Raw genomic sequence first — 26,854 nt, forward strand, 5'->3', positions numbered from 1 at the left:
CGATGGAACGCTATGATTTGATCATTTTGGGTGGAGGACTAGCGGGTATGTGCGCGGCAGTCAAGGCAGCCGAGCAGGGCGCCAGCATCCTGCTGCTTGAGAAGCAGGATGCACTGGGCGGCAGTACAGTTCTTAGCTCAGGGTATATGGCCTTCGCCGAGACAGATATGCAGGAGAAGGCCGGCATCGTCGACTCCATTGCATCCCTTATGAATGACATGATCGAGGTTGGCGGCGGCGTAAACGATCTGGAGCTCGTGGCCGCCTATGGCCGGCATCAATTAGAGACATATGCGTGGTTAGTCGAACATGGCGTCGAATTCCGCTCGTTGGAAGCAGTGAGCGGCCACAGTGTACCCCGCGGACACATGATCGATCCGCACCAAGCGATTCAGTCGTTTTACCAAAGAGTGAAAGAACATCCCAACGTGACCATTCGTTTCAATGCTCCGGCTCGTCGTCTGCTGAAAAACGCCGAAGGTCGGATTGATCGTGTCGTATATGGGGTAGAAGAGCAAAACGCTCTGGCTTCCAAAGGTGTGATCCTGGCTACGGGCGGATTCGCCAAAAGCGAGGAGCTGCTCGGGCAGTTTGCCCCTCATCTCAAGGGAGCGCTCCGGCTCGGCGGCGCCGGGACTCAAGGAGACGGCTTACAGATGGCATGGGAGCACGGGGCATGGGTTCGGGACCTGCCTTACCTGAACGGTACCTTCGGATTCCATCCAACAGCAAATGGGGCGGTTAAGTCCCAGGGACTGGCCTTTTACAAGGGTGGAATTATCGTCAATCAATTAGGGAAAAGATTTGTCAATGAGTCCATTTCCTATAAGCTGTTAGGGAACGCGGCGTTTCGTCAGCCTGACCGCATAACTTATCAAGTATGGGATCAAACCGTTATGGACAAGCGTGTGGCCGATGATCCGCTGTATGACCTGGAATTGCTTCAGCGACGTCGACTCCTGTACCAAGCTGACACGCTGGAAGAGCTGGCTGACTGCATTGACGTGCCTGCCGATGTGTTGGCGGAGACAATTTCTACCTATAATCAAAGGATTCAAGAAGGGGCTGGGGATGATTTCGGCCGGAAGACGTTAACGCACCGCTATGGGACACCAACGCCGATTGTAAAGGCGCCTTTCTACGCATTCGAGACGACTGTTGCTATGCTGGCAACCTACGCAGGTGTGGCAGTGGATCCATCAACGCGCGTGTTGAATCCTTATGGAGAGCCTATTCAGGGATTGTATGCGATCGGAGAGGTAGTCGGGGGATTTCATGGAGCAGGGTACATGACCGGAAGTTCGCTTGGGAAGGCAGCGGTGTTTGGACGATTAGCTGCAGTTGCAGCATTAGCGGAGTGACGTAACATAACAGAACTATTTACAATCAACAATGCAACGAGGAGGTACTTTAAATGAAAATCTGGCATCAAAGCCTAACTACTATTGACAGGGTTCCTCAATATCGAGATGCCATAGTGAACCACCTCCGTCGGGTCGCCCGGCCAGACGCGGAGGTCGTGTTACATGGTGTGTCGACAGAGACTTATCCCACTCATTATCCTGGGCATTATATCACCCATGCTTACTTGCAAAACCTTCACCGAGAACAGTTTGTTCGGGCTGCTCTAATGGCTGAAAAGGCAGGGTACGATGCGATGTTCATTGCGACCATTCCAGATGTAGGTCTTTTGGAGGCTCGTACGCTGGTGGATATCCCTGTCGTAGGTTATGGTCAAGCTTCTTTCCATATGGCCTCGATGTTGGGGGATTGTATTGGTGTAGTCAATTTCTTGACACCACTCGCGGATGAACTCCGGCAAAATGCTGCCCGGTATGGTCTTGGCGGCAAGTTGGGACCCATCGTACCGCTTGCGGTCGGCTTTGACGCCGTGCTGGCAGGATTCAAAGACCCTGAGCCAGTGATCGAAGCTTTTCGAAAGGCGGCAGAGGATGCCATTTCTCAAGGTGCTGATGTGATTATACCTGGAGAAGGACCGATGAACATCTTCCTGGCAACACATGGGATTTCGAGGATTGGCGATGTGCCAGTGATCGATTCCTTTGCTGCCGGGATCAAGATGTGTGAATCGTTAGCTGACCTACGCCGGGAATCCGGCGTTTATATGACCCGCCGAGGGTACTTTAACGCAAAACCGCCGGCCGAAGCCGTAGAGAGACTCCGGGAGCTGTATGGACTTGAGCCAGCACCGGACCCTCGAAACGATCAGGGACTGGCTGTTAGAGGCGGAGAAGCATAAAGTAAAACGAATACATTCCGAGAGGTGAACAAAGAATGCATATCGTCGTGTGCCTGAAGCAGGTTTTGGACCCGGAGATCACGTCGCAATTTTTTCAGATCGATCCTCATACTAACCGTCCGGTGAAAGAAAGCAGCGACATGGTGCTGGATTCCTTCGCGGAAAACGCGCTAGAGCTGGCTATTCAGCTTCGGGATAAGACACCCGGAGCCACGGTGACCGCGCTCTGTTTGGGTGATGACTCCTCAGAGGATATCCTTCGACGGGCGTTGTCCTTCACAGCCAATAACGCTGTGCGGGTCTGGGATTCCGCATGGACAGATCTCGATGGTCAGGTCGTTGGACATATTCTTGCGCAAACGATCAGAGCCTTGGGGGGCGCTCAGCTAATTCTGACAGGATACCAAGCCAGTGATATTGAAGAGGGTTTGGTAGGACCTGTTATTGCTGAAGAGCTTGCTATTCCGTGTGTGACGCTTGCCTCTAATTTGGAGGTGGATTCCAGCAGTGTAAAGGGTACCTGTGAGGCAGAGGGTGGTCATGCCATTATAAGCGTTCCTTTTCCTGCTGTGTTCACAATCATTAGCTCCGAGACCAATGTCCCCCGGTTACCCAAAGTTAAGGATATTAGATTGTCCAAGAGCCAGCCGATTAAACTGTTGGAGGCGGCGGAGATTAATTTGGATACAGCGAAGTGTCAACCCGGCGTCAAGTTGGAACGGGCCTACGTCGTGAACAGGGATATCGCCTGCGAGGTGTTGCCTGGCAAAGATGGATCTCAGCTTGCTAGTGAGTTGGCTGACAAGCTATTGGCGCTCAAGATTATTTAGCTTACGCTTACGATGCCAGCTTTTCCATACGGAAAAGCATTTAGGAGGTAACCATGTCCGAAATTCTTATATATGCACATCTGGAGGGAGCAAGCCTAAGCTCGGGTGCTCGGGAAGCACTGGCGTTTGGTCGCCGTCTGGCTAGCTCGACCGGCGGGAAAGTGGGAGCTGTCCTGCTAGGACCGGCGGCCCCAGCTGCCGCTGGGGAAACTATCGCCTGCGGGGCCAGCAAAGCTTACACCGTTTCCAGCCCTTCACTAGCCGAGTACCATGTTGAACTGTACGTGGATGCCCTTTGCGCCGTTTTGCAAAAGTCTGATGCAGACGTGCTTATCCTCTCCTTTGATAGGGTGGGCAAGGATCTTGTAGGTCGAGTGGCCACGCGTCTTGGCGCTTCTGCCATTACAGAGGTAGCTGATTTCAATACGGATGGCAGCAAGCTGACATGGATTCGCCCGATTTACGGTGACAAGGCATACGGGGAGTATACAACCAGCCGGTCTAAAGTTGTTGTTGGCATGCGCCAAAGGAGCCAGGATCCGTCTATTCCCGATACGACTCGCACGGGCGAAATCATTCCGGTCGACTACATTGTATCGGAAGCGAAAGCAGTAACGAAGCTGGTCGAGAAGATCCAAGCGACGTTGTCTGGCATCCGGCTTGAGGATGCTCGTATTATCGTCTCCGGCGGGCGCGGCCTTGGCGGACCTGATGGTTTTAAGGAGCTGCAGGCACTTGCGGACGTGTTGGGCGGAACGGTAGGTGCCTCGCGTGCAGCCTGTGACGCCGGGTGGGTACCATCTAGCCTACAGGTAGGACAGACTGGAGCCGTCGTCGCTCCAGACCTTTATATAGCCGTTGGAATTTCTGGTGCCAGTCAACACTTGGCCGGTATGACAAGTGCGAAGACCGTTGTCGCAATTAACTTGGATCCAGATGCCCCTATTTTCAAACGTGCCAATATGGGTATCATTGCCGACTACAGGACTGTGATTCCCGCTCTTACTGAAAAGCTGAAAAGTTTATCTAGTTGATAAGACTGCGTTTCCGATATCAGTTATCTTGGTATAAAAGGAAAGAAGGCTGCCTCGAGCATAGGCTTAAGTCAGCCTTTTTAGCGTTATAGAGTGAATAAATGCTGCAGTAAATAATTCAAAATAAGTATTTGGCTTTAATATATTGACAGCTAATAAATTAGGCATTAAAATTACAGTTAGATGTTGAAAGCGCTTAAAAATCAATTAATTATGGAAAAATCGCAATTTATTAAATAACTAAAATTATAGTGATATAATTTCAGAAGCGAGGTTGCAATTTATGGCGACGGTATCAACCAGGAAGATTCAGACAGGAAATTATCAAACATTTCTTAATGAAGGTGGGGATAAATCTTCGGAAACGATCATTTTCCTTCACGGAAGCGGTCCGGGGGTTAGCGCACAGACCAATTGGAGGGATATACTGCCTCACTTTGAAGACAAATATCATGTGATTGCTCCTGATATCTTCGGTTTTGGAAATACCGAGCATCCCGAAGATCTACCGAAAAATGGCATAGAGTGGATGAACGAGCGAGTTAGTCAAATTATTGCGCTGATGGATGCCATGGAGATTAAAAAAGCACATTTAGTAGGTAATTCCCTTGGGGGAGTTATTTCGTTACATCTGGTCATGCACGCTCCCGACCGATTTGACCGGATTGTATTGATGGGGGCCGGCGGCGGCAAATATGAGTTCACACCTGAGCTTTATCGATTATCAACGTTTCATAAGGCTCCCGATCCAGTTGCATTTGAAAACTTATTGAGATGGTTTGTGTACGACGAAAGCATTTTGGAAGATAAGTTAAAGGAAATTGTGAAGGAACGGTTGGAAATGTTTAATAAGCCTGACGTCCGCAGATCCTATGAATCAACGTTTGCGCATGCGAATCCGCTTGATTTGCTCATCCCTCCATCAGCCCTTAAACGGATGAAGCATCCATTTCTGCTCATACACGGGTATGAGGATCGCTTTGTACCTTTTGAAAGCAGTCTTTCCATGATGCAATATTYGCCGAATGCTCAGCTTTATGGCTTAAAGCGTTGCGGTCATTGGGCACAGGTTGAGCAGAAAGATAAATTTGTGAAGCTAACGTCAATTTTTTTTGACGGTGAAATTTAATAGTGAGCTGCTGGATTCTCTTTTTTGATAGATTGATCTATTGGGTGCATGTTCAGTGAGCTTTACTAGAATTTCACAAGAAACTACCCTAATATAGAGATATCAAATTTAATGAGGATCGAGGATGTTGAACATATGAAAATTGATAAGGCTTACCGCTATATTAAAAAACTTGTCACTGACGGTACTTGGGATCCGGATACTGCGATCAATGTCAATGAAATTACAGAGACATTGAACATAAGCCGTACGCCCATACACAAGGCTTTATCGAAGCTTGAAGATGAAGGATTCCTTAAGATTATTCCTCAGGTTGGCGTATTTGTGAAGAAGCCGGACTACGACGAAGTGCATGAGCGTTTATTGGTATGCGCCAATCTGGAGTACTTGATGACGGAACAGGCTGCATTAAAAATTAGCGACGAGCAGTTGGCCAAACTGGAAAATTTGTTGGTTAAAATGGAACGCCCGGAAATGACTAATCAAAACTATGCCAATCTCAACACGGAGTTTCATCGCACAATCTATGAAGCTTCAAACTTGCATTTTACGTTAAATTTCGCCAAGCAGTTTTGGGATTACTTGAATTATGTAGGCAACCCGGATATTTTGTTCGTTGGCGAAAAGAGAAAGAAATCGCAAACCGAGCATTGGATGATTTATTATAGCCTGAAAGATCGAAACAGCAAGATGGCCAAAAGCCTGATGGAAATGCATAATAGTCGGGTAGCAAGCATTGTGCTGGAAAAGTACGTCCATAATGATTCTAACTAGGAGGCTCTATATGGAACAAAGCGTATTGGAAACAAGCAAGCTATTGGTAGAAAGGGCTACAGCTCTTATTCCTAAATTGCGCGAACGTGCTGAAGAGATGGAAAAAATCAAAAGAATGCCCGAAGATACCTTAAATGATTTGAAAGAATCAGGCATTCTAAGAATACTACGGCCGCAAATTTATAGTGGCCTTCAATTGAATATGAGAGCGTTTACAGAGTGTTTAACGGAAATATCCCGTGGATGTGGATCAACAGGTTGGTTTGTATCGCTGACTAATATTAGGGATTATATGATTGCGTTTGCATTTAAGCAGGAAGCGCTGGACGATATCTTTGCATCAATGGACAAAGATATTATTTTAGCCGGCAACTTTAAGCCGACAAAAATTGAAATTAAACGTGTTGAAGGTGGATATTTCATCGAAGAAGCGCAATGGCCGTTCGTTTCAGGATGTCTTCATGCCGATTGGGGGTATTTCGGATTCCCGATTGCTGATGAAGATGGGAATATGGAAATGGCTATTATGGTCGTTCCCCGTCACGAAATGGAAATTCTCGATGATTGGCATGTTATGGGGTTAAGGGGATCAGGCAGCAACAGTGTAAGAGTGAAGAATATCTTTGTTCCTGAACACCGGGTATCGCTCGATCGTTTGGCAAGCAAAGGTCTTTACACATCGAAACAGCTTAAAGATATTCCGTTATACCAAACTTCCTTTGTTCCATCGCTTACTTTGTCGATTGTCGGGCCTGCTTTGGGCATGGCTAAGGCGGCCATGGATATTCATATGGAACGCGTTTCAAAAGCTGGAATCGGTAACACGTTCTACAGCAAAATGAATGAAGCGCCAATTACGCATTGGCAAATCGCTCAAGCGCAATTGAAAATTGATTCTGCCGAGCTGCACCTTTATCGTGCGGTCGATAAAATGGATGCTTATGCGCAAATGGGCAAGACAATGGATACGGCAGAAATTGTGAAAGTGAAAGCGGATTTTGGTTATGTGAATCAACTGTGCAAGGAAGCGATTGACCTTTTGGTAGAAGGAGCTGGGTCCGTATTCGCTTATGATAAAAACCCTTTGCAAAGAGTTTATCGTGACTTTATGGCACTGCATTTACATGGGTTCATTACGGCATCCAGTTTAATTGAAACGTACGGACGAGTTCTGTGCGGGCAGGAACCGAATTCTTACTTTGTTTAATGGACAGCCGGAACGGCAGATAGAACCACAAATTTAAAGGAGGGTTTTTCAATGAATTTACCTGAAATTGCCAAGTTAGGACATGTAGCTCTCGTTACGCCGGATCTTACGAAATCACTATGGTTTTTCAAGGATGTGCTTGGTTTAGAAGAAACGGAAGTCGTAGACGGTACGGTATATTTACGAGCATGGGGAGATTTTGAGCATCATACCCTTTCGATAACAGCTGGAGACAGGGCTTATGTAGACCATATTGGCTGGAAAGCAAAACGTCAGGAGGATGTAGAAGGCTTTGCAAAGCTTCTGGAAGCCGCGGGTACACAGGTGAAGTGGGTTGAAGCGGGAGAGGAAGCGGGACAAGGTAGAGCAATCCGATTTAAATTGCCGAGCCAGCATTGTTTTGAAATTTACTTTGAAATGACGAAACCTTTTGCTGAAGATTCCACGCGCTCTGTGTTGAAAAATCAAAGACATAAGTCATGGAGACAGGGTGTATCGCCGCGAAGAATTGACCATGTCAATATCTTAACTTCCATGGATGCCAAAGTCATTACTGATTATTTAGCCAAGCAGCTTGGATTTAAAATGCGTGAATATATCAAAGCCCCTGATGATTCTCTTGTAGCTGGCTGGATGAGTGTGACGAATCTGGTTCACGATGTTGCGGTCAGCAGCGATCCGACATCACCGACAACGAATCAAATTCACCATATGTCCTATTGGCTTGACAACGGCCAAGATATTCTTCGTGCGGCAGACATCCTGAGCGAGCATGGCATAAAGTTTAAAGGCCCAGGTAAGCATGGTATTTCACAAGCGATGTACATATATGTTGTAGATCCGGGCAGCGGCTTGCGAGTAGAGTTGTTTACCGGCAGTTATTTAATCTTTGAACCGGACTGGGAGCCAGTGGAGTGGGGCTTAGAGGATATGGATGTTGGGTTTACTTATTGGGGCGATCAGATGGACATGGATCCGGATAATAATCCAACAATCGAAGCTTAAGCGCATTTACGAAACGGTAAATAGTGAAAAACATTTTCTGTCAATATTCTAGCGGGCCAATCAGCAGGAATTATCGATGATTTTGCCACTGAAGGATCATAAAGAAGTATTGTTTGAACGACTTGACGGAAAGCCGGTTTTGTCAGGCGGTCTATTGTAGATCACTAATGAAAGAAGGGGACTGCATGGAGACGGTATATGTAAACCCGGCTAATCTGTCGCATTGGCAGCAAAAAGCAAGACCGAGCGTAATTGCCCTTGGTTTTTTTGATGGTATCCACATTGGACATCGAAAAGTGATTGAGACAGCTGCCGGTATAGCTGAAGAAAAAAAACTTTCTCTTTCGGTCATGAGTTTCTTCCCGCATCCAAGAATTGTTTTATCCAGTGGGAAAACGAAGGTTGACTATTTAATGCCGCTTTCTGACAAAGAAAAAGTGCTTCGAACATTAGGTGTGGATACGTTTTATATCGTTGAATTCGATATAGGTTTTGCTTCTCTTTCACCTGAACAATTCGCATCCCAATATTTGACAGATCTTGGTATTATTCATGTAGTCGCTGGATTTGATTATTCCTACGGACACAAGGGAGTAGGGAATATGGGGCGGTTGAAGAGCGACTCCGGCGGTCTCATTGAAGTGACACAAGTGCCTAAAGTTGAGAGCCGAGGTGAAAAAATCAGTTCAACATGCATTCGTGAAAAGCTGTCAAAAGGAACTGTGGAGGATCTGCCCGATTTTCTCGGACGCTTATACGAAGTGGAGTGTGACTGGGATGGTGTTTCACTTCAGTTAAGACCCTATTATACACTGCCTGCACCGGGTCGCTACGCGGTTACCATTCATAATGGCATGAAATCAGAACCGGCAATAGTGATCGTGACTCAAGACAATGAACGCCTATCTCTTCGATTTGTTACAGAGATAGGCCAGCATATTCAAGGGCGGTTAACGATTATATGGCACCGCCATATCCCGGATGCTGCGAGCTTTTCTTCTTATAAGAGAGAGTGGAATGAGCGAACATGGGAATTTATGGTATAAAGGGGGAACTGAACATGGATATTCAAAAAGTAGCTGCCGCTCTCATGGAAGCGGAAACGACGAAAAAGCCGATTAGTCCACTAACATCATCTGACGCAGCGATATCGGTTGACGATGCCTATCGGATCCAGCTTGAATTAATCCGCCGAAAGGTGGAAATGGGTGCAGTCATTATTGGGAAAAAAATCGGACTGACAAGTAAAGCGATGCAGGATATGCTCAAAGTGGATGAACCGGATTTCGGGTTTATTCTGAATGATATGATGTACAAAGACGGTGAAACGGTTCCACTGGACCGCTTTATTCAGCCAAAGATTGAGTTTGAAATTGCATTCGTCTTGAAAAAGGATTTAAAGGGTCCTGGTGTGACGATTGAAGATGTATTCGAAGCGACGGATTATGTAGTACCGGCAATTGAGATTATTGATAGTCGTATTGAAGATTGGAAGATCAAGTATGAGGATACCGTGGCAGACAACGGATCTTCAGCGGCAGCCATTATCGGAGGAAAGCCTGTTCATCTAAGTGAATTAGATCTTCCATTGCAAGGTATGGTGGCTTATAAAAACGGCGAATTCATGGATTCGGCGGCAGGCGCAGCGGTCATKGGCCATCCTGCGCGAGCTGTAGCCTGGTTGGCGAATGCAATCGGGCACTACGATATTTCTCTGCATGCCGGCGAAGTGATCCTGTCAGGTGCACTTTCCAGGGCTGTTCCAATTGAGGATGGGGATACGTTTAAAGCAGAGTTTGCCAAAATCGGATCCGTATCGGCTACTTTTAAAAAGCAGGGGGAGTGACCATGTTCAAGTATAAAGTTGGAATTATCGGCTCCGGCAATATCGGAACCGATTTAATGTATAAGATTGAGCGCAGTGAGTATTTAGAAATGAGTATTATGGTCGGAATCGATCCTGATTCAGAAGGACTGGCGCGGGCGCGTAATCGCGGCTATGAAACCATTGACAATGGAATCGACGGACTTGTGGGGCGTCTTCTGGAGTGTCCGGGACTTGTTGATATCGTCTTTGATGCAACATCTGCGAAGTCACATAAGCTCCACAGTGAGAAGTTGATTGCACTTGGGAAGAAAGTAATTGATTTAACGCCAGCCGCGATTGGCCCTTTTACGGTTCCAACGGCGAACCTCAATGAGCATCTGGACAAGTCCAACGTGAATATGGTGACCTGCGGTGGACAAGCAACGATTCCTATCGTCAGCKCGATCAACGCTGTATGCCAGGTTGAATATGCAGAAATTGTTGCTACTGTAGCGAGCAAAAGCGCGGGACCAGGCACACGTGCGAATATTGATGAGTTCACACGGACAACCGCCAGAGCGATCGAGGAAGTCGGTGGCGCAAAAAAAGGCAAAGCCATCATCATATTAAATCCGGCCGATCCGCCGATTATTATGCGTGATACGATACATGCCCTCGTCAAAGAAGAAGGCAAGGAACAGGAAATTATTGATTCTATTGAAAAAATGGCTGAAGAAGTAAGGACGTATGTTCCGGGCTACCGCCTGCGTGGCAAACCACAGATCGATGGAAAGAAAATTTCTGTGTTTATCGAAGTGGAAGGTGCGGGTGACTTTTTCCCATCCTATTCCGGAAATCTGGATATTATGACCGCTGCAGCGGCAAAGGTAGGAAATGAGATAGCGAAGCAGGCGAATGCTGCGACCAACAAATAAAGGAGGGAACATCATGGCGAATCGGAGTTTGGAAATACTGGATGTGACGCTGCGGGACGGCAGCCATGCGATAAGGCATGCTTTCACGGAAGAACAGGTGAGAACAACAGCACGCGGACTCGATCTGGCAGGCGTCAACTATTTCGAAGTTACACATGGTGACGGTCTTGGTGGTTCTTCCCTGCAATATGGGTTTTCCAAAGTCGACGAATTAAAGCTAATCGAGGCGGCAGTGGACGAATGCAGCAATGCCAAGGTATCCGTTCTGCTCATCCCCGGGATCGGCATCAAGGAAGATCTTCAGAATGCGGTGAAAGCAGGAGCGAAGATGGTACGCGTGGCGACACACGTTACGGAGGCAGATGTTGCACGCCAACACATTGAACTAGGTCGTGAGCTTGGGCTTAAAACCGTTGGCTTTCTAATGATGGCTCATATGGCGCCAGTTAACAAACTTGTTGAGCAGGCCAAATTATTTGAAAGTTATGGGGCTGAAATCGTCTATGTAACAGACTCTGCCGGAACGCTCTTGCCTCACGAAGTAAAAGAGCGGATTTCTGCGTTGAAGAATGCACGTTCATGCGAAATCGGCTTCCATGGGCATAACAATTTATCTATGGCAATGGCGAACACAGTTGCTGCTGTAGAAGCAGGGGCGACTTACATCGACGGAAGCCTGCGCTGCCTCGGGGCAGGAAGTGGAAATACGCAGACAGAAGTCATGGTGGCAGTGCTTGAAAGATTGGGCTACCGAACGGGAATAGATCTGTACAAAATTATGGACGTAGCGAACGATATCGTTGCGAAATATATGCAGCGTCCGCAGGAGATAACGGGCTCAAGCTTGATTATGGGGTACTCCGGCGTCTATTCAAGTTTTCTCCTTCATACGGAAGAAGCGGCGAAAAAATTCGGCGTGGATGAGCGCGATATTTTAGTGGAACTCGGCAAAATGAAGGCGGTTGGCGGCCAGGAAGATTTGATTTATGATGTCGCTGCCCGGTTTGCAGAACAGAAAAAAGCACTCGTTTAACAGTTTGTTAATTTGTTATATACTGACTCGGCTTGGACATGATTAAATAAGTAGAAAAGGAATGGGCGAATGATCTCATATCTTCGTTATTTTTCTCCTAGATCGTCACGAGAAAATCAGTTGACTCCCCAAGAAAGAGATTGGGTTCGCCGAAATCATGTTGTGTTTATAGCTTTGTTATTTGTTTTACTGCTCGCTTTGTTATCATTGGTTGCATTAAAGGAAGTGACAGGAAGCCCGTTAATCATCGTAGGAACTTGTTTTGTCCTTACTATTGTCTTCGGAACTCTGCATTTTACTAAGCGTTTCATACCTTATTTTTGCTACCTGGCCGTAGGATTAACTGCATCCAATACAACGGTCATGGTTTTCACCCAGCCCGATCTCTCGAATATATTCCAAATCTATTTTTTCATCATCATCACTTTAATTTATATGCGATTATCCTTGATTGCCGCAAGTGCTTACGGGCTAGGATTGCTGATTTACATGATCAAGACGACGAAAGAATTTGAGATGTCGAGTGATCTTGCTTCTAAATATGTTATCTACTTTATTTTGATTAACATTGTGCTTTTCTCCTTGCTGCGTGTAACGAATTATGTTTTGCGTGAGATGGCGCAATCTCGCAAAACAACAGAAGAACTGATGTTCATCCAACAACATCAGAAAATAGCTATCTTGAACATGGTAAAAACGATCTCGGAGAATATGGCACTCATTACCCAAAACAGCAGGGAAAATAATAAATCTTTCGAAGAAATGACAGAATCGTTTCAACAAATTGCAAGCGGATCCAATGTACAGATGGAATCAACAATTACCATAAACGACAGAGTTGGAGATCTATCCAAGATGATTAAGACGATGTCCGCTTCGACGAATACCCTTCGAATGGAAAGTGCCAGTACGAAGGATCTATCTCATTCGGGACATGTGCAGATTGAGACGTTGATTCACACCTTAACTGAGTTTAAAAATAACACAGGCGCCATGACTGAGGAATTTAATACCCTAATTAATCAAATTGCGCAAATTGGCGAATTCAGCCAGACAATCAAAGAAATCGCAAACCAAACGAATCTGCTTTCGCTTAATGCAAGCATTGAAGCAGCTAGAGCCGGAGAGCAAGGGAAGGGGTTTGCTGTTGTCGCTTTTGAGATCCGTAAACTGGCAGATACATCATCGAATGCAGCAGATCGGATTACGGAATGCTTGAAGTAATTATCAAATCTTTCGAATCAAAACCTAGATAGAATAGAACATGTATCTTCTCAGATGGAAGAGAGCTATACGATCTCGAGGAATACCCAAGCGACGTTCGAAAGGATCAATCATGCGATATCCAATTTAGATATAATTTCCGATAGCTACAGTCGCCACATGGATGATATGAACCATACCGTGGAAACCATCGAAGATTCCACAGAGCACCTCGCTGCCGTGTCCGAACAATCAGCCGCTGCAATCGAAGAGCTTTTGGCAACAGTAGAAGCATTATTTGAAAGTAATAAGAAAAGTTCTGAAAGCATCAATGAGGTTGAACATTCCCTGAGGGCTATAGTTTATTAGATGCATGAAACTTGCTAAAACGGTCTCATGCGAAAATGATGATGTCACGAAGTGGCCCAACATTGCAATAAGGCGGTTTGGACTAGAGCTTTGCGGGGAAGAATGGACGCAGCGGAAGGTATCTTTACACAAGCGGGGTTACGGCTTCATCCGATTTTTGCAAATGTATTAGTGGGACATTCATTGGGTGCGGAGATTTTCGGTGAGTTGGAACTCGGTCTATCAGTAGGCGTAGAGTAGTAGCACCATTTAGAAAAGGGGGAAAAGCATGGTAATTTCTGCGAAGCAACTGAGTTCTGATTTAGTCACTTCACTACAAGGTGAAAAAATTGTAACGATGGTTACGATCGACGTGAATACAGGTTTGCCTAAAATTAGTGCTGTGTCTTGGGTGCTTGCATCTCAAGACGGAACTAAAGTAAAGATTGCACTGGGCCATAAAGCCTCTAGTATTGAGAATATCCGTAATAATCCGAATGTGGTTCTTAACTTCATAGGAGCCGGAAGCTGTTACGCGGTGTATGGTGCTGCAGAGGTATCTGGAGTGATTGAGAAAACCATGAAGTTATGTGTGGTTACGTTACATGTTCATGAGGTGGAGGATGTCATCTTCTACGGAGGAAAAGTAACCGTTGAGCCAGCTTATGAGAAAACATACAATCCAGAACTTGCCAAGAAGTTGGATACGGAAGTGTATGAGTTATTAAAAGATTAATGCAACTTGAAGGGCTGCCGATCCATCCGGCAGCCCTTCAAATTCTCATATTTTGACATCCTCATTTATGATGTAATATATAAGATGAAATTTATTTATAAGGCAATATATTATATTTATAACGAAATAACTGAGTATATATATTTTGTGCCATTTGGATCATAATACTTTTAACCCTAAATCTAAGATCCTTAGCCTAGTGCTAGGGTCTTTTGTTTTATAAACAATAATATTATTTTTTTCAATTCTAATATGTATAAAAAAGTGAGGGAAAGGTTACATAGTACACTACTATTTAAGCTTAATAGTTTTACTAAATAGAACTCTAATAGAAAATAGTTTGAATACAAAACAAAACACCGTGATAACTTATTTATAATAAGTTATGAACAACTGTACCTTCAAGTGAATGTATGGTCTCTATAGGATACGTCCTTAAGAGATGTAAGAACCGTTCGTTTTCCCCAATGCCTTCCGGAGCATCATACTCTGATCATCAAGATTAAGGCGGGTTCTTCCGGGAAATCACTTGAAGTAAGATGGGGAATTGAACGGCTAAAAAGCTCCTCTTTGTACTTACAAAAGAGAAGCTTATGTTTAAGCTGTCGAAAAACTCTAAAAAGATGATCTTTGCCAACAATTAGCCCGGAACCTTCACCAACCGCCAGGTGAGGGATATTTGATGTTCATAATTAATTATTAGGGGCTTTCTGTATCTTGTGAAAAAACCATATTTTCGGCGATATTTCCCTGATTAGTTTTGATCTTTTCAATCATATCGCGCAATTGTTCGGTATTTGCGGTTGAAGTTATACCGATGTTTAATGTACCTTTAAGCTCATTAACGTGCAGTTCCTGAATCTTGTAGGTAATATTTGGAGGCGTTGTATGCTTTGGTTCGGCCTGATTGTTCAGCGTATCTTTGAGCCCAAACAATTGATCCTTCAAACGTTGATTTTCCGCCTCTAACTCGGATTGCTTAAACTCCAGCATAGTGATCCTTTGCTCAAATTGGCAAATACAGGAATGCAGATACACATTTGCATCGTACATCATGCCGCCTCCTTCAGATATTACTTTTCTCCCATCGATCATTTGTTGACTACAGGATGTGGGGGCGGCAACAATTCTTCATTTGGCACTTCAGCGGGCGTCTTCTCATTCACGCCTTCCGCAATTTCCGTTGCCTTATTGTCCGACAAAATGTTGTAACCGATATTAAGAGCGCCTAGGTTCGCGATGGAGTTGATTTTAATATTGTTAATATAAAAGTTCATTTTTTGCGCTCTCCTATACGAGATTGCTGTTTCCTTGATCGTTGAGATCCGGATCCAGAACATTGTTTCGGTCCGTATTAACGGAAGATGTGGCGTCCCCAATGACAGTGTTGCCGCCGACTGCTTTAGAATTTGCCGCATTTCCGCGTAATAGGTTGTCTCCGAAATTGACGACGCCACCAGTAGCGACTTCATTGATTCTGATGTTAAAAATGTTAAACACATTAGGCATAAAGCTCATCCTTTAGGCGGTTTGACCGCAAAATATCAGACGTGCTCGGCGGCGCTGKGGAGATCGATACATTTACTTTACGATATTCCATTAAGTTATTTTCTTGGTTCAGATAGCCGGGTCGCCTATGCGGGGGGGCATCGGGCAATCCTGAATACTGTTGCAATTGGCCTCGGATATCGGATTCAATGAGTACTGGCTTTTGCAACAGCAACTGCAGTTTAGAAGATATCTTCGGTCCGAAGATGCGTATCATGCTATCCCAAGGAAAAGGTGCCTTCGTCAGTTTCATCCGATTCCCACTCCCTTTCATTCACTTTTATGATGTAGTGTATTCATTTTCATGGGCATCTGTGTCTCAAATTGTTGCTGGAGAAAAGCGGAGCGAACTTTAAGTGTGTTTTAAGCTATTGCCACGCCAAGTTAGTAACAATTACTTTATAGGCGAATACAATAAAAAATCACTAATTGTTCATAGAACCAACATGTACAAAGAACCTTATCGCTTAGTATGGAAAAAATTGGCAATTAGCAGAGGATTCAGGAGGAGCATTTATGCCCAGTTCAATCTTATTTAACAGTATAAACATCAACAATCAGCAAAGAAATGCAACAGTAGGAATTGGAGAAAACGCCCAATCAAGCTGGGATGCACATAGTAAGAATAATTTAGGAAATGGCCTTTTTATTGGAAATTCTATAACAATAAATGTATGGAACTTTATTAATGATAATGATTTCATCGATGCACCGATTAATGATCAAGATTTTAAACCTGCAACAACAAATCAAGTGTAAAAACAGCAAAATTATAAAGGAAGTACTACCTAATGACGAACAAACCCTACTCTATTCAGCAGGATTTGTTCGGAGGGCTCTAGGCATTTAAAATATTTGCTTATAAGTTAGAGATAAGCGCTTCGAATAGAGCAGAACATAATTCAAAGTCTTGAAAAGTTTTACCGTCAATCGTAACCTCCCAAGTATCCTCAGAAAAATTCACAGATAACTTGTCTCCAGTTTGAGACAAGCAAGCCATCATTTGACCAAGAGACAGCAAGGGAAGTGACTTATTTTTTTGTACACCATTTAAAAAATAAATCATTTCTTCATGGTTACCTGTGGCCATGTATTCGCCTTCTTGCGGCTCCCACAATTCGCGTAATTTATTTTGTTGTTGCCCATCAAGCTTTTGCAAATGCGTGTAAGAAATACGTTGCTTCAATATTAGTCCTCCTAAGATAGTTGGTTAACTTACTGCTGCCCGAAATGCCTCGACATGCTCTGGTGGGCCACTAACCAGTAAATTTCTAAATTTGGTAACTGACGAAGGAAAGTGGAGCGATAGGGCAGGTGTTGAATAGATACCTCAAATATCGTTCCTTCTCATGATGACAAATGAAATTGTAACCACAAGGATAAGACTTCCTAATGAACCACTGCCGTGTTCCGTACTTAACATTACCGCTTCCTAAACTTTTTCGAAAATAAGCCGTAAATGATCTAATTAACATAATTTTAGCGAAAAATCGCCATTTATACAAACAAATATAGAATAATCACGTGATAATGAGCATTATTGCGGTTTTTCTCTTTTTTAACGATATAATTTGAATATTGCGTATAATTGAGCATTTGGAGGGATAAGCGAGTTTTTTCTTGCATATGTCATCTTATTTACGCTTAAGGAGGGACAGAGGGGCTGAGCGACTCTGAGACCAGATAACCAAGGGTGTGATACATAAAGGATCATGTTACACTTGTGTAGGGCCCCAAATTAATGGAAAAAAGGAGTTTTTGAATGAATAAGTTGTTTTCGTACGCGCTATGTTTGCTGCTGGTTTTGACAGCGGTGGGTTGTACATCCCAAAGTACAAGTAGCCAAACAAATGCAAACGATGAAAAGTCAACGACCCAGGAGAATACACTTGAGAAAGCTAAAAAACAAGGGTTCATTACAGTTGGATTTGCGAATGAAAATCCGTATGCTTATGCAACGCCAGACGGTAAGTTAACGGGAGAGGCCGTAGAAGTGGCACGTGTTATTTTGAAAAATATGGGGATCAATGAGATGAACGGCGTCTTAACCGAATTCGGGTCTTTAATTCCCGGATTGAAGGCGAAACGCTTCGATGTCATTACGGCAGGTATGTTTGTTAACCCAGCACGAAGCAAAGAAGTTGCATTTGCAAATCCAGAGTACAGTATTGGCGAAGCGATTGCAGTTAAACAAGGAAATCCTCACAATTTACATAGCTATAAAGATATTGCTGCTAATAAAGACGTAAAGGTAGCTGTTATGGTAGGCGCTATCGAGAATGAATACTTGGTGAAATCTGGCGTGGCCAAAGATCAAATCGTTACGGTATCCGATCAACCTTCGGCTATTTCTGCCTTACAAGCGGGACGTGTACAGACGGTAACGATGACAGGACCTTCCTTACAAGCATCACTAGCCTCAGYCAAAGATAGTAAGATAGAGCGGGTGATGGATTTTAAACAACCAGAAATTGATGGGAAAAGCATCAGAGGCTATGGCGCGGCGGCATTTCGTATGGAGGATACAGCATTTAGAGAAGCCTTCAACGCAGAATTGGATAAGCTGAAAAAGTCAGGACAATTACTAGAAATATTGAAGCCATTCGGATTTACGGATCAGGAATTACCCGGTGATATGACGGCCGAACAGCTGTCCAAAGGGTAATCGCATGTTTAGCTTACAGACCTTTTTTTCCTTTTTCCCCTTGTTGGCAAGAGGAGCACTTGTTACGCTTGAAATTACTTTGCTCGCAATTATACTTTCAGCAATTATATCGTTCACTATTGGTTTGATGCGCTTATCTGGCTTTTGGCTCGTACGTAATTTAGCTACGGTATATGTTGAAGTTTTTCGAGGCACTTCGTTGTTAATTCAATTGTTTTGGTTGTACTTTGCACTTCCAATGCTTCTGGATATCCAGATTCCAGCAATGACAGCGGCAGTTATTGCGCTGGGGCTGAACTATGGGGCTTACGGTTCTGAAGTAGTGCGAAGCTCAGTTCTTTCAGTTCCCAAAGGGCAATATGAGGCAGCCATTGCGCTGAACATGAGTCGGTATKGAAGAATGCGTCGTATACTTCTTCCACAAGCATTTGTTCGAATGCTCCCCTCTTTCGGCAATTTGCAAATTGAGTTGTTGAAGGGAACCTCATTGGTCTATTTAATTACGCTCACAGATCTTACCTATCAAGGTATGATACTGCGTACGTTCGACAGCTCCAAGACAACTGAAATATTCACCAGCATGTTGATCCTGTACTTTATCCTTTCCTATGCCTTAACGTTAATCATTCGTTACATGGAGCGTAGGACAATTAGGGGGCGGTATTAGCATGTGGGATTGGCACTATGCTTGGCATATTTTTCCTCAACTCTTGAAGGTATTACCGATCACGATCGGAGCGACATTTGTAGGTTTTTTCATTGCCATCGTACTTGGATTGCCGCTAGCACTGGCTCGCAGATCACAAAGTAAGGTACTTGCTGGAACTGCTCTAGCGTGGGTGGAGTTTATACGAAGTACGCCATTGCTTGTCCAATTGTTTGTCCTGTTTTATGCACTTCCCTTGTACGGTATTTCCTTTTCACCATTCACCACGGGTGTTATTGGGCTAGGTATTCATTATAGTACCTATATGTCTGAAGTGTTTCGCTCTGGCATTGAAGCTGTTCCAAGGGGACAGTGGGAAGCATCTAGGGCGCTAAACTTCAACGTTAAGCATACGTGGGGGAGTATTATATTACCCCAAGCGCTGCCGCCAATCATTCCTGTTATGGGGAATTATTTAATTACTATGTTCAAAGAGACACCCATTCTGTCTGCCATCACACTCGTAGAGCTTTTACAGACAGCGAAAGCGATTGGTTCTGGATCATTTCGTTATTTGGAAGCATTTACGCTAGTGGGGCTGTTGTTCTTGCTACTCAGCTATCCTTCATCACTGCTTGTTGGATGGCTAGAGAGATATTTTCAAAGAAATAAGTAGAGGGGTATTTACATGGATGCAATAGAGAAGTCAGTCAGCAACCCTATTGAACGTTTCAATACACCTGCTTCACAAGATGGGAATCCCATTGTCAAATATCGTGGTGTCAGTAAGTCATATGGAGATATTCAAGTTCTTAAAGAGATTGATCTGGATATTTTCCCAAGTGAAAAGGTAGCTGTCATTGGACCGAGTGGTTCTGGGAAAACGACATTGGCAAGAATGCTGATGACGTTAGATCGACCAAACGCAGGCACCATAGAGGTGAATGGACAGATGCTCTGGCATCAAGAAGTAAAGGGCAAGTTAATCCCAGCAAATGAAAAATACTTACATCAAATTCGCAGTCATATTGGCATGGTATTTCAGCATTTCAACCTATTTCCTCACATGACTGTGCTGGGTAATGTTACAGAAGCCCCTATTCATGTCCTTGGTTTGAAACGGGCTGATGCTGAACAACGTGCCATGGCGATGCTGGAGAAAGTTGGCTTAGCCGATAAAGCGATGGAATATCCTTCTCGTTTGTCAGGAGGACAAAAACAACGAGTTGCGATTGCAAGAGCTGTGGTTATGCGACCGAAAATTATGCTGTTCGATGAAGCGACGTCTGCCCTTGATCCCGAACTTGTAGGTGAAGTACTGTCCGTCATCAAGGATCTTGCAGCGCAAAGGGATATGGCCATGATGTTGATCACACATGAGATGGATTTCGCAAGGGATATTGCAGACCGCATCCTCTTTTCAGATGGCGGATCGATCGTTGAGCAGGGAACACCGGAGCAGATTTTTGGAAATCCACAAAGTCCAAGATTGCAAACCTTTCTAAGTCGCTTTCGACAAACCTAGTTTATGGGCGGTGTAGGGCAGGTATCGACATCCATCGAATAAGAAGGAGGCTCCCTCTTGACTCTTTTAGAAACGAATAACTGCGTAATTAGAAAAGCAACCGTGCAGGATGGCAGGTACATGTGGCAGCGGGTTAAGGATAGTCAGAAGCTTGATGTGAATTCAGCTTACTGCTACATCATGTTGAGTGAATATTTCGCAGATACTTGTTTAGTGGCAGAAATCGATAAGCAGATTGTTGGATTCGTGACCTCACTGATTCGCCCTTCCAATCCTGAAGTACTATTTGTATGGCAAATTGCTGTTTCATCGGAGAATCAAGGAAAGGGAATTGCTTGTTCTCTTTTACGTGAGTTAATAACCTCAGCTTCATGTGCAGAGGTAAGGTATGTAGAAACAACCATATCACCTAGCAACACAGCATCAAACCGGTTATTCCGTAAATTGGCGGAGGAAATGAAAGCACCGCACTTAGAAAGTGAAGGGTTCTCTTCGCACCTGTTCCCAGAAGATGTACACGAGGATGAACGATTGATACAAATTGGACCTATTAATCAACAATTAGGAGGAACTCACCCATGAAAGTATTAGATCCGAGTAAACCATCCCTACATATTTTTGACATGCTGGAGTCTGAGGTTCGCAGCTACTGCCGCTCTTTTCCTACTATTTTTACAAAAGCGAAAGGGTATAAGCTATGGGATCGAACAGGTGAAGAATATATTGACTTCTTTGCGGGCGCTGGCGCATTGAATTACGGACATAACAATGCAGATTTAAAGGAAAAGCTGATTCAATATATTCAAGCTGATGGCGTTACGCATAGTCTAGACATGGCAACAGAAGCGAAGGAACAGTTCCTTGAACGATTTCAAAGAATTATTTTGGAGCCTAGGCAGCTTTCCTATAAAATTCAGTTTCCTGGTCCTACGGGTGCTAATTCTGTAGAAAGCGCATTAAAGCTTGCCCGTAAGGTGACGGGAAGATCAACGGTTATTGGTTTCACGAATGCTTTCCATGGCATGACGCTCGGTGCTTTATCTGTAACCGGCAATAAATTCAAGCGAAGAGGTGCAGGTGTTCCCTTACATCATACGGTATCTATGCCATATGACGGCTATATGGGTGATGGCGTCGACACGATTGAATACATGAAGAATTACATTCAAGACACGGGAAGCGGCGTATCGCTGCCGGCTGCGATCATCGTGGAAACGATTCAAGGTGAAGGCGGAATCAACGAGGCGAGCATTTCATGGTTGCGCAGTCTTGAGACGTTATGTAAAGAGCAAGGTATTCTACTCATCGTCGATGATGTACAGATGGGTTGTGGAAGAACAGGAACCTTTTTCAGCTTCGAAGAGGCGGGAATTAAACCGGATATTATCTGTCTGTCTAAGTCCATTGGTGGTTATGGATTGCCAATGGCGTTGACACTGATTCGACCTGAACTGGATATTTGGGAACCTGGTGAACATAATGGCACCTTCCGGGGCAACAATTTAGCCTTCATAACAGCCTCGGAAGCACTTCGTTATTGGGAAAATGAGCAATTCTCTATGAGCATTCTGGAGAAAGGCAGGCTGTTAAATAGCTGTCTGCAAGAAATGGTAGCCTCTTACCCACAATTAAAAGGGAAGGTCAGAGGAAGAGGGCTTATGCAAGGTATTGTCTTCGAAGTTAGTGGCCTAGCAGAGAGAATATGTGAACGTGCCTTCTCGAAGGGACTGATCATGGAAACCTCTGGAACCGACAGTGAAGTTGCCAAAATCATGCCACCGTTAATCATTGATGAAGCAGGCTTAGTCCAAGGATTGGACATTTTACGAGAAAGTATGGAAGAAATTTATACAGAATTAAAGTTGACAAGTAAACAGGCATAGGAGGAGCAGGCAATGATAGTAAGACAACTTGCCGAGAGAGTCGGCACTGAATTCCATGTAGATACAGAAACTTGGTATAGTACACGATTGCTTGTGAAAAGTGACCAGGTAGGCTTCTCTTTGCACGATACGACGATTAAAGCCGGTACTGAAACAGAGATATGGTACAAACATCATGTTGAAGCCGTGTACTGTATTCAAGGAGACGGTGAGATTGAAGTCCTCGAAAGCAAAGAGATTTATCCCATTTCCGAAGGAACCCTCTATGTCTTAAACGGTCATGAGAAACATCTGCTGCGCGGTAGAACGGATATGCGTATGATTTGTGTGTTTAATCCGCCTACAACAGGCCGAGAAGTTCATGATGCTGAAGGGACATACCCGTTAGACCAAATCTAATAAGGAGAGTGGCAATCCATGTTGACATCCAAGGGGCAAATTACGGTGAATCGATCGAGCATGCAAGACAGCTATCCATCAAGAATCTATCAGGAGCCAAAGCTACTGGAGCGGCAGGATCTGGTGGTTTATAACCCTACAATTAATCAGACAGAAATTAGTAAGGAGCAGCTTACATTTTACGAGGAAAATGGTTATTTGTTCTTGGAATCCTTTTTTACCGAGGAGCAGGTTCAATTTTGGAAGCAAGAGCTAGCAAGACTTTGGGAGCAAAGTAAAGAAGTGCAGAAGCCTGAAGTGATCAGAGAACCAGGGAATGATGAAATTAGATCCATATTCGCTGTGCATCGTGATGACGAAGTGTTCAAACAAATGGCTTCGGATCAACGTATACAAGACATCGTTAGTCAAATTTTGGGTAGCCAACCCTATATCCATCAATCCAGAATTAATTTTAAACAAGGATTTACAGGTAAAGAGTTTTATTGGCATTCGGATTTTGAAACTTGGCATGTGGAAGATGGGATGCCGAGAATGCGAGCGCTTAGCTGTTCAATTGCGTTAGAAGATAATCATGCCAATAACGGTCCCCTTATGGTTATACCTGGCTCACATCGTACATTTGTTTCCTGTGTAGGGGAAACGCCGGATGAGAATTATAAATCCTCGCTTCGCCGTCAAGAATATGGGGTTCCTGACCAAGAGAGTCTAAAACAGCTTGCCAAACAAGGCGGTATTGTTGCACCTACGGGTAAAGCTGGCTCCATCCTCCTATTCGATTGTAATTTAATGCACGGTTCAAATAGTAATATTACCCCAGATCCGCGCAGCAATGTTTTCATTGTATATAATAGTGTGCTGAATAAACTCAATGCTCCTTACTCAGGTAAGGGACCTAGACCAGATTATATCGCTGAACGCTTATCATGACATGATGTTTAAGGATCTTCCTAGTGGAGGGTCCTCATCGGTAATCAAAGAGGTGAAGCGGCGTGTTATCCATATTAGGCAGCATTCTAGCGATTCAAATCGTCTATGTTTCTTGTTTCACACTCCGTATGATCCTGACTTTAAAAGGTGAGAAGTATACAGCCGCTGCGATTAGTATGATAGAAGAGAACGATTGGTTTTGGAAGTATTGGCTCGAAGAAAAAATGAAAAGTTTTTGTACGCCTGCATTCGCAACGTAGATTCGAAAGCGTTCATCATTACGCTGGAACCAAAGAGCTTGCATGGTGGCTTTTGGTTGAAAATGATTCGGAAATAAGCAGGCATGAGTAAGCGCTGAGTCTTGCACGAGGCAAGAGCGGGGGAACCAAGTAAGCAGGTGTATGGCAGCATGCACAGTTGGGGTGAATCTCAGATGTATTGAGTAGGGCTATTCTCAGGTCCGAATCCGACAGCTAACTTCGTAAGCGTAATTGTGTAGAGGTAACGAGGAGGAGTGTGGCTTAAAGGCTAATTTTCGTTGCCTCTCAAAGGGGGAAAAGTAAAATGAAAAACAAGGAAGAATCCAATTCATCTGAGTATGTACTGGTCAATGCTCCGAACCGAGCGGGAAAAGATTTCATTCATCTATTACGTTCAAAAGGCATTCAATATTATGCACTCACGAACAATAAGTATGGAAAGAAAAAGCTGGAAGCTATGGGTGTGGATTCGATTATTATGGTTGACACCGAAGATGCCGCGACTTGGGTGCTCCCTGATATCCAAATAAGTAAAGTTTATTTATTTGAAATTAGTTTTAATCTATGCAGCAGGTATATTCAAATTTGTAAAGAGTGGGGCTCTGAGTCGATACACGTTGTAACAAAAGGGGATAAGTCAAGGAGTGCATATAGAGGCCTGGGTGCTAACCAATTTACGTACATAAACACGAACAATGAGGTATCATCTCTTTTGCCTTAAAGGTAGGTCGATACATTTCCTAAGTTGTTTATGGAAACTTGTAGAGTTTAAATAGAAGAGAGTAAAAAGTAAGAGTTCATCAAACCACAACTATGTGTTTAAAGCTGTGGTTTGATGGGCTATATTTTGTTTCGGATCAGATGAAATGGCATATTAATGCATTATATTTCCTAATTAGGTAATGATTAATATAAAATAGTATATAGGGATGGTTATAAAAATGGTTTTGTATATTTCAATTGTTATTATTTTGGCTTTTGTTTTATGGGGAGCTCTTGCCCCTAATAAGCTGGCTGATTCCGCGACTTCACTCTTCGACTTTTCGATTAATAATTTTGGATGGTTTTTCTTAATTTCAACGTTTGGTATCTTACTCTTTGCTTTCTATCTTGCGTTTAGTAAGTACGGAAGGATTAAACTGGGTAAAGATGAAGATGAACCTGAATATTCAACAGCAACTTGGTTCGCTATGTTGTTTAGTGCCGGAATGGGGATTGGGCTTGTTTTTTGGGGGGTGTCTGAGCCATTATCCCATTTTTTATCACCACCTGAGGGAGCTTCTGTAGCATCCATAGAAGCTGCACGACTAGCCATGCGTTATTCCTTTTTCCATTGGGGAGTTCATCCATGGGCAATCTACACCATCATTTCGCTAGCCTTAGCTTACTTTCAATTCCGGAAAGGTAAGAGGGGGCTAATTAGCGCCGTCTTTTCACCCATTCTTGGCAAGATATCAGAGGGATGGGTTGGAGGTGTGATAGATACACTTGCCATCATTGCTACTGTATTTGGTGTTGCCACCTCGCTTGGTTTAGGTGCACTTCAGATTAATGGCGGATTAAATCATATGTTCGGTATTTCAATAAGTCCATTTGTTCAAGTGGTCATTATTGCAGTGGTTACGGTTTTATTCTTGCTCTCGGCCACGACAGGCTTGGACAAAGGGATCCGAATATTGAGCAATACCAATTTAATTATAGCCGTCTTGCTAATGACTTTCGTATTTGTAGTTGGCCCTACCTCCTTCATTCTGGATTTATTTACTTCTACTTTAGGGGGATATTTGCAAAATATTGTGTACATGAGCCTACGAATGACTCCGTTTACACAGGGAACCTGGGTTGGTGTCTGGACGTTATTTTATTGGGCATGGTGGATAGCTTGGGGTCCTTTTGTCGGTACTTTTATTGCACGTGTTTCCAAAGGCAGAACAATCAAGGAGTTTGTATTAGGTGTTCTCTTGATCCCAAGTTTATTTAGCTTCGTTTGGTTTTCTGTATTCGGAGGAACAGGGTTGCACTTAGAGTTGTTTGATCATTATCCGATTGCGGCCGCGGCTGAAAAGGATGTTACATCTGCTTTATTTTTAACACTAGAGCAGCTGCCTATGGGGGGGATTATTGCTTTTATTGCCACCTTATTGATTATTACGTTTTTTGTTACATCTGCTGACTCAGCCACTTTTGTTTTGGGCATGCTCTCAACCAAAGGTAATCCAAACCCGTCGAATAAAGTGAAAATTGTGTGGGGAGTTCTTCAGTCATCTATTGCTATAGTTCTTCTAATTAGCGGTGGCTTAAGTGGTTTACAGACAGCATCCATTGTAGCAGCGCTTCCATTTGCGATCATCATTATCGGGATGTGTGTTTCCTTAATCGTTTCCCTAAGGCAGGAGGAAAGGACGATGAGAAGTAGAGAACAGAGTCGTATGAAGAAAATTGACGAGCTATTAATGGGAAGAGAGTCATAACGGAATATGTATGCTTATGTATGCTTATGTATGCTTATGTATGCTTGCATAAATGAGACAACAGTCCATGCAATATTCCACCCTTGACCATATAGAACTTTTTGGAATAGAACACATTTATGATTCAAGTGAATAGCCTATAATAAAAAGTTCGTAGTTGTTAGGCGGCTAAATAGAAGGGAGTGGTTATTATGATTAATATAAATTTCATGAAGACAACCGCTAC

31 protein-coding genes, 1 pseudogene and 1 riboswitch are annotated in these 26,854 nt (G+C 43.9%); of the genes and pseudogenes, 27 read left to right on the plus strand and 5 right to left on the minus strand.

Annotation, left to right across the window (positions count from 1 at the left end; translation table 11 throughout):
- Nucleotides 1–2 precede the first annotated feature (2 nt).
- The 15 genes from AB4114_RS23785 (at nucleotide 3) to AB4114_RS23855 (ending at nucleotide 14,301) form a co-directional block, all read left to right on the plus strand.
- Nucleotides 3–1,361 carry an FAD-dependent oxidoreductase gene (locus AB4114_RS23785; protein WP_441990666.1) on the plus strand — a complete coding sequence of 453 codons (1,359 nt, stop codon included), beginning with the start codon at nucleotides 3–5 and terminating at the stop codon, nucleotides 1,359–1,361.
- A 53-nt stretch (nucleotides 1,362–1,414) separates the two neighbouring features.
- A complete protein-coding gene (locus AB4114_RS23790; RefSeq protein ID WP_441990667.1) occupies nucleotides 1,415–2,260 on the plus strand; it encodes an aspartate/glutamate racemase family protein in 846 nt (281 codons plus the stop codon).
- Nucleotides 2,261–2,295: 35 nt separating this feature from the next.
- Nucleotides 2,296–3,090, plus strand: a complete 795-nt coding sequence (locus AB4114_RS23795) for an electron transfer flavoprotein subunit beta/FixA family protein (RefSeq protein ID WP_441990668.1) — start codon at nucleotides 2,296–2,298, stop codon at nucleotides 3,088–3,090.
- A 53-nt stretch (nucleotides 3,091–3,143) separates the two neighbouring features.
- Nucleotides 3,144–4,124 (plus strand): electron transfer flavoprotein subunit alpha/FixB family protein, encoded by a 981-nt coding sequence (locus AB4114_RS23800; protein WP_441990669.1) that lies wholly within the window; start codon nucleotides 3,144–3,146, stop codon nucleotides 4,122–4,124.
- A 283-nt stretch (nucleotides 4,125–4,407) separates the two neighbouring features.
- Complete coding sequence (locus AB4114_RS23805; RefSeq protein ID WP_441990670.1) at nucleotides 4,408–5,253, plus strand: alpha/beta fold hydrolase; 846 nt, start codon at nucleotides 4,408–4,410, stop codon at nucleotides 5,251–5,253.
- Nucleotides 5,254–5,388: 135 nt separating this feature from the next.
- On the plus strand, nucleotides 5,389–6,027 hold the full coding sequence (locus tag AB4114_RS23810; protein ID WP_441990671.1) for a GntR family transcriptional regulator: 639 nt from the start codon (nucleotides 5,389–5,391) through the stop codon (nucleotides 6,025–6,027).
- A gap of 10 nt (nucleotides 6,028–6,037) precedes the next feature.
- Nucleotides 6,038–7,234 (plus strand): acyl-CoA dehydrogenase family protein, encoded by a 1,197-nt coding sequence (locus tag AB4114_RS23815; RefSeq protein WP_441990672.1) that lies wholly within the window; start codon nucleotides 6,038–6,040, stop codon nucleotides 7,232–7,234.
- 51 nt (nucleotides 7,235–7,285) lie between these two features.
- A complete protein-coding gene (locus tag AB4114_RS23820; protein WP_441990673.1) occupies nucleotides 7,286–8,239 on the plus strand; it encodes a VOC family protein in 954 nt (317 codons plus the stop codon).
- Between the two features lie 185 nt (nucleotides 8,240–8,424).
- On the plus strand, nucleotides 8,425–9,285 hold the full coding sequence (locus tag AB4114_RS23825) for an FAD synthetase family protein (RefSeq protein WP_441990674.1): 861 nt from the start codon (nucleotides 8,425–8,427) through the stop codon (nucleotides 9,283–9,285).
- A 14-nt stretch (nucleotides 9,286–9,299) separates the two neighbouring features.
- Nucleotides 9,300–10,085 carry a 2-keto-4-pentenoate hydratase gene (locus AB4114_RS23830; protein ID WP_441990675.1) on the plus strand — a complete coding sequence of 262 codons (786 nt, stop codon included), beginning with the start codon at nucleotides 9,300–9,302 and terminating at the stop codon, nucleotides 10,083–10,085.
- Between the two features lie 2 nt (nucleotides 10,086–10,087).
- Nucleotides 10,088–10,981, plus strand: coding sequence for an acetaldehyde dehydrogenase (acetylating) (locus tag AB4114_RS23835; RefSeq protein ID WP_441990676.1), 894 nt, complete (start codon nucleotides 10,088–10,090; stop codon nucleotides 10,979–10,981).
- A 13-nt stretch (nucleotides 10,982–10,994) separates the two neighbouring features.
- On the plus strand, nucleotides 10,995–12,014 hold the full coding sequence (gene dmpG, locus AB4114_RS23840; RefSeq protein ID WP_441990677.1) for a 4-hydroxy-2-oxovalerate aldolase: 1,020 nt from the start codon (nucleotides 10,995–10,997) through the stop codon (nucleotides 12,012–12,014).
- A gap of 120 nt (nucleotides 12,015–12,134) precedes the next feature.
- The gene (locus tag AB4114_RS23845; protein WP_441990678.1) at nucleotides 12,135–13,238 is read left to right on the plus strand and encodes a methyl-accepting chemotaxis protein; all 1,104 of its coding nucleotides are present in this window, start codon (nucleotides 12,135–12,137) and stop codon (nucleotides 13,236–13,238) included.
- 159 nt (nucleotides 13,239–13,397) lie between these two features.
- Nucleotides 13,398–13,586 (plus strand): hypothetical protein, encoded by a 189-nt coding sequence (locus AB4114_RS23850; protein WP_441990679.1) that lies wholly within the window; start codon nucleotides 13,398–13,400, stop codon nucleotides 13,584–13,586.
- Nucleotides 13,587–13,854: 268 nt separating this feature from the next.
- The gene (locus AB4114_RS23855; protein WP_441990680.1) at nucleotides 13,855–14,301 is read left to right on the plus strand and encodes a pyridoxamine 5'-phosphate oxidase family protein; all 447 of its coding nucleotides are present in this window, start codon (nucleotides 13,855–13,857) and stop codon (nucleotides 14,299–14,301) included.
- A 699-nt stretch (nucleotides 14,302–15,000) separates the two neighbouring features.
- On the opposite strand, the gene gerPC is transcribed toward AB4114_RS23855, so the two are convergent.
- From gerPC to AB4114_RS23875, 4 genes are read right to left on the minus strand one after another with little or no spacing between them, the layout of a single operon-like run.
- Nucleotides 15,001–15,357, minus strand: a complete 357-nt coding sequence (gene gerPC / locus AB4114_RS23860) for a spore germination protein GerPC (RefSeq protein WP_441990681.1) — start codon at nucleotides 15,355–15,357, stop codon at nucleotides 15,001–15,003.
- A gap of 35 nt (nucleotides 15,358–15,392) precedes the next feature.
- Nucleotides 15,393–15,578, minus strand: a complete 186-nt coding sequence (locus tag AB4114_RS23865) for a hypothetical protein (RefSeq protein WP_441990682.1) — start codon at nucleotides 15,576–15,578, stop codon at nucleotides 15,393–15,395.
- A gap of 13 nt (nucleotides 15,579–15,591) precedes the next feature.
- Nucleotides 15,592–15,810: a spore germination protein gene (locus AB4114_RS23870; protein ID WP_441990683.1), complete on the minus strand. Its 219-nt coding sequence runs from the start codon at nucleotides 15,808–15,810 to the stop codon at nucleotides 15,592–15,594.
- Nucleotides 15,803–16,102, minus strand: coding sequence for a hypothetical protein (locus AB4114_RS23875; RefSeq protein ID WP_441990684.1), 300 nt, complete (start codon nucleotides 16,100–16,102; stop codon nucleotides 15,803–15,805). Before AB4114_RS23875 ends, AB4114_RS23870 begins: the two co-directional genes overlap by 8 nt.
- A 263-nt stretch (nucleotides 16,103–16,365) precedes the next feature.
- Between AB4114_RS23875 and AB4114_RS23880 the strand changes: the two genes are divergently transcribed.
- On the plus strand, nucleotides 16,366–16,608 hold the full coding sequence (locus AB4114_RS23880; protein ID WP_441990685.1) for a spore germination protein: 243 nt from the start codon (nucleotides 16,366–16,368) through the stop codon (nucleotides 16,606–16,608).
- A gap of 100 nt (nucleotides 16,609–16,708) precedes the next feature.
- Here the strand turns inward: AB4114_RS23880 and AB4114_RS23885 are convergent, their stop codons facing one another.
- Nucleotides 16,709–17,035: a hypothetical protein gene (locus AB4114_RS23885; RefSeq protein WP_441990686.1), complete on the minus strand. Its 327-nt coding sequence runs from the start codon at nucleotides 17,033–17,035 to the stop codon at nucleotides 16,709–16,711.
- A 576-nt stretch (nucleotides 17,036–17,611) separates the two neighbouring features.
- Between AB4114_RS23885 and ehuB the strand changes: the two genes are divergently transcribed.
- The 11 genes and pseudogenes from ehuB (at nucleotide 17,612) to AB4114_RS23940 (ending at nucleotide 26,628) form a co-directional block, all read left to right on the plus strand.
- A complete protein-coding gene (gene ehuB / locus AB4114_RS23890; protein ID WP_441990687.1) occupies nucleotides 17,612–18,514 on the plus strand; it encodes an ectoine/hydroxyectoine ABC transporter substrate-binding protein EhuB in 903 nt (300 codons plus the stop codon).
- A gap of 4 nt (nucleotides 18,515–18,518) precedes the next feature.
- Nucleotides 18,519–19,181, plus strand: a complete 663-nt coding sequence (gene ehuC, locus AB4114_RS23895; protein ID WP_441990688.1) for an ectoine/hydroxyectoine ABC transporter permease subunit EhuC — start codon at nucleotides 18,519–18,521, stop codon at nucleotides 19,179–19,181.
- 1 nt (nucleotide 19,182) lies between these two features.
- Nucleotides 19,183–19,836: an ectoine/hydroxyectoine ABC transporter permease subunit EhuD gene (ehuD, locus tag AB4114_RS23900; RefSeq protein WP_441990689.1), complete on the plus strand. Its 654-nt coding sequence runs from the start codon at nucleotides 19,183–19,185 to the stop codon at nucleotides 19,834–19,836.
- A 12-nt stretch (nucleotides 19,837–19,848) separates the two neighbouring features.
- Nucleotides 19,849–20,685 carry an ectoine/hydroxyectoine ABC transporter ATP-binding protein EhuA gene (gene ehuA / locus AB4114_RS23905; RefSeq protein WP_441990690.1) on the plus strand — a complete coding sequence of 279 codons (837 nt, stop codon included), beginning with the start codon at nucleotides 19,849–19,851 and terminating at the stop codon, nucleotides 20,683–20,685.
- 57 nt (nucleotides 20,686–20,742) lie between these two features.
- Nucleotides 20,743–21,267: a diaminobutyrate acetyltransferase gene (gene ectA, locus AB4114_RS23910; protein ID WP_441990691.1), complete on the plus strand. Its 525-nt coding sequence runs from the start codon at nucleotides 20,743–20,745 to the stop codon at nucleotides 21,265–21,267.
- Nucleotides 21,264–22,568 (plus strand): diaminobutyrate--2-oxoglutarate transaminase, encoded by a 1,305-nt coding sequence (ectB, locus tag AB4114_RS23915; RefSeq protein WP_441990692.1) that lies wholly within the window; start codon nucleotides 21,264–21,266, stop codon nucleotides 22,566–22,568. Before ectA ends, ectB begins: the two co-directional genes overlap by 4 nt.
- A gap of 12 nt (nucleotides 22,569–22,580) precedes the next feature.
- Nucleotides 22,581–22,967, plus strand: coding sequence for an ectoine synthase (locus tag AB4114_RS23920; RefSeq protein ID WP_441990693.1), 387 nt, complete (start codon nucleotides 22,581–22,583; stop codon nucleotides 22,965–22,967).
- 18 nt (nucleotides 22,968–22,985) lie between these two features.
- Complete coding sequence (gene thpD, locus AB4114_RS23925) at nucleotides 22,986–23,897, plus strand: ectoine hydroxylase (protein ID WP_441990694.1); 912 nt, start codon at nucleotides 22,986–22,988, stop codon at nucleotides 23,895–23,897.
- 62 nt (nucleotides 23,898–23,959) lie between these two features.
- Nucleotides 23,960–24,234 (plus strand): annotated as a pseudogene (locus AB4114_RS23930) (DUF2179 domain-containing protein).
- 5 nt (nucleotides 24,235–24,239) lie between these two features.
- Nucleotides 24,240–24,400, plus strand: a riboswitch (cyclic di-AMP (ydaO/yuaA leader).
- A gap of 61 nt (nucleotides 24,401–24,461) precedes the next feature.
- Nucleotides 24,462–24,878 carry a hypothetical protein gene (locus tag AB4114_RS23935; protein ID WP_441990695.1) on the plus strand — a complete coding sequence of 139 codons (417 nt, stop codon included), beginning with the start codon at nucleotides 24,462–24,464 and terminating at the stop codon, nucleotides 24,876–24,878.
- 220 nt (nucleotides 24,879–25,098) lie between these two features.
- A complete protein-coding gene (locus AB4114_RS23940; protein ID WP_441990696.1) occupies nucleotides 25,099–26,628 on the plus strand; it encodes a glycine betaine uptake BCCT transporter in 1,530 nt (509 codons plus the stop codon).
- The last annotated feature ends 226 nt before the right edge of the window (nucleotides 26,629–26,854 follow it).

Source organism: Paenibacillus sp. 2RAB27 (assembly GCF_052115445.1).
Lineage (GTDB): Bacteria > Bacillota > Bacilli > Paenibacillales > NBRC-103111 > Paenibacillus_E.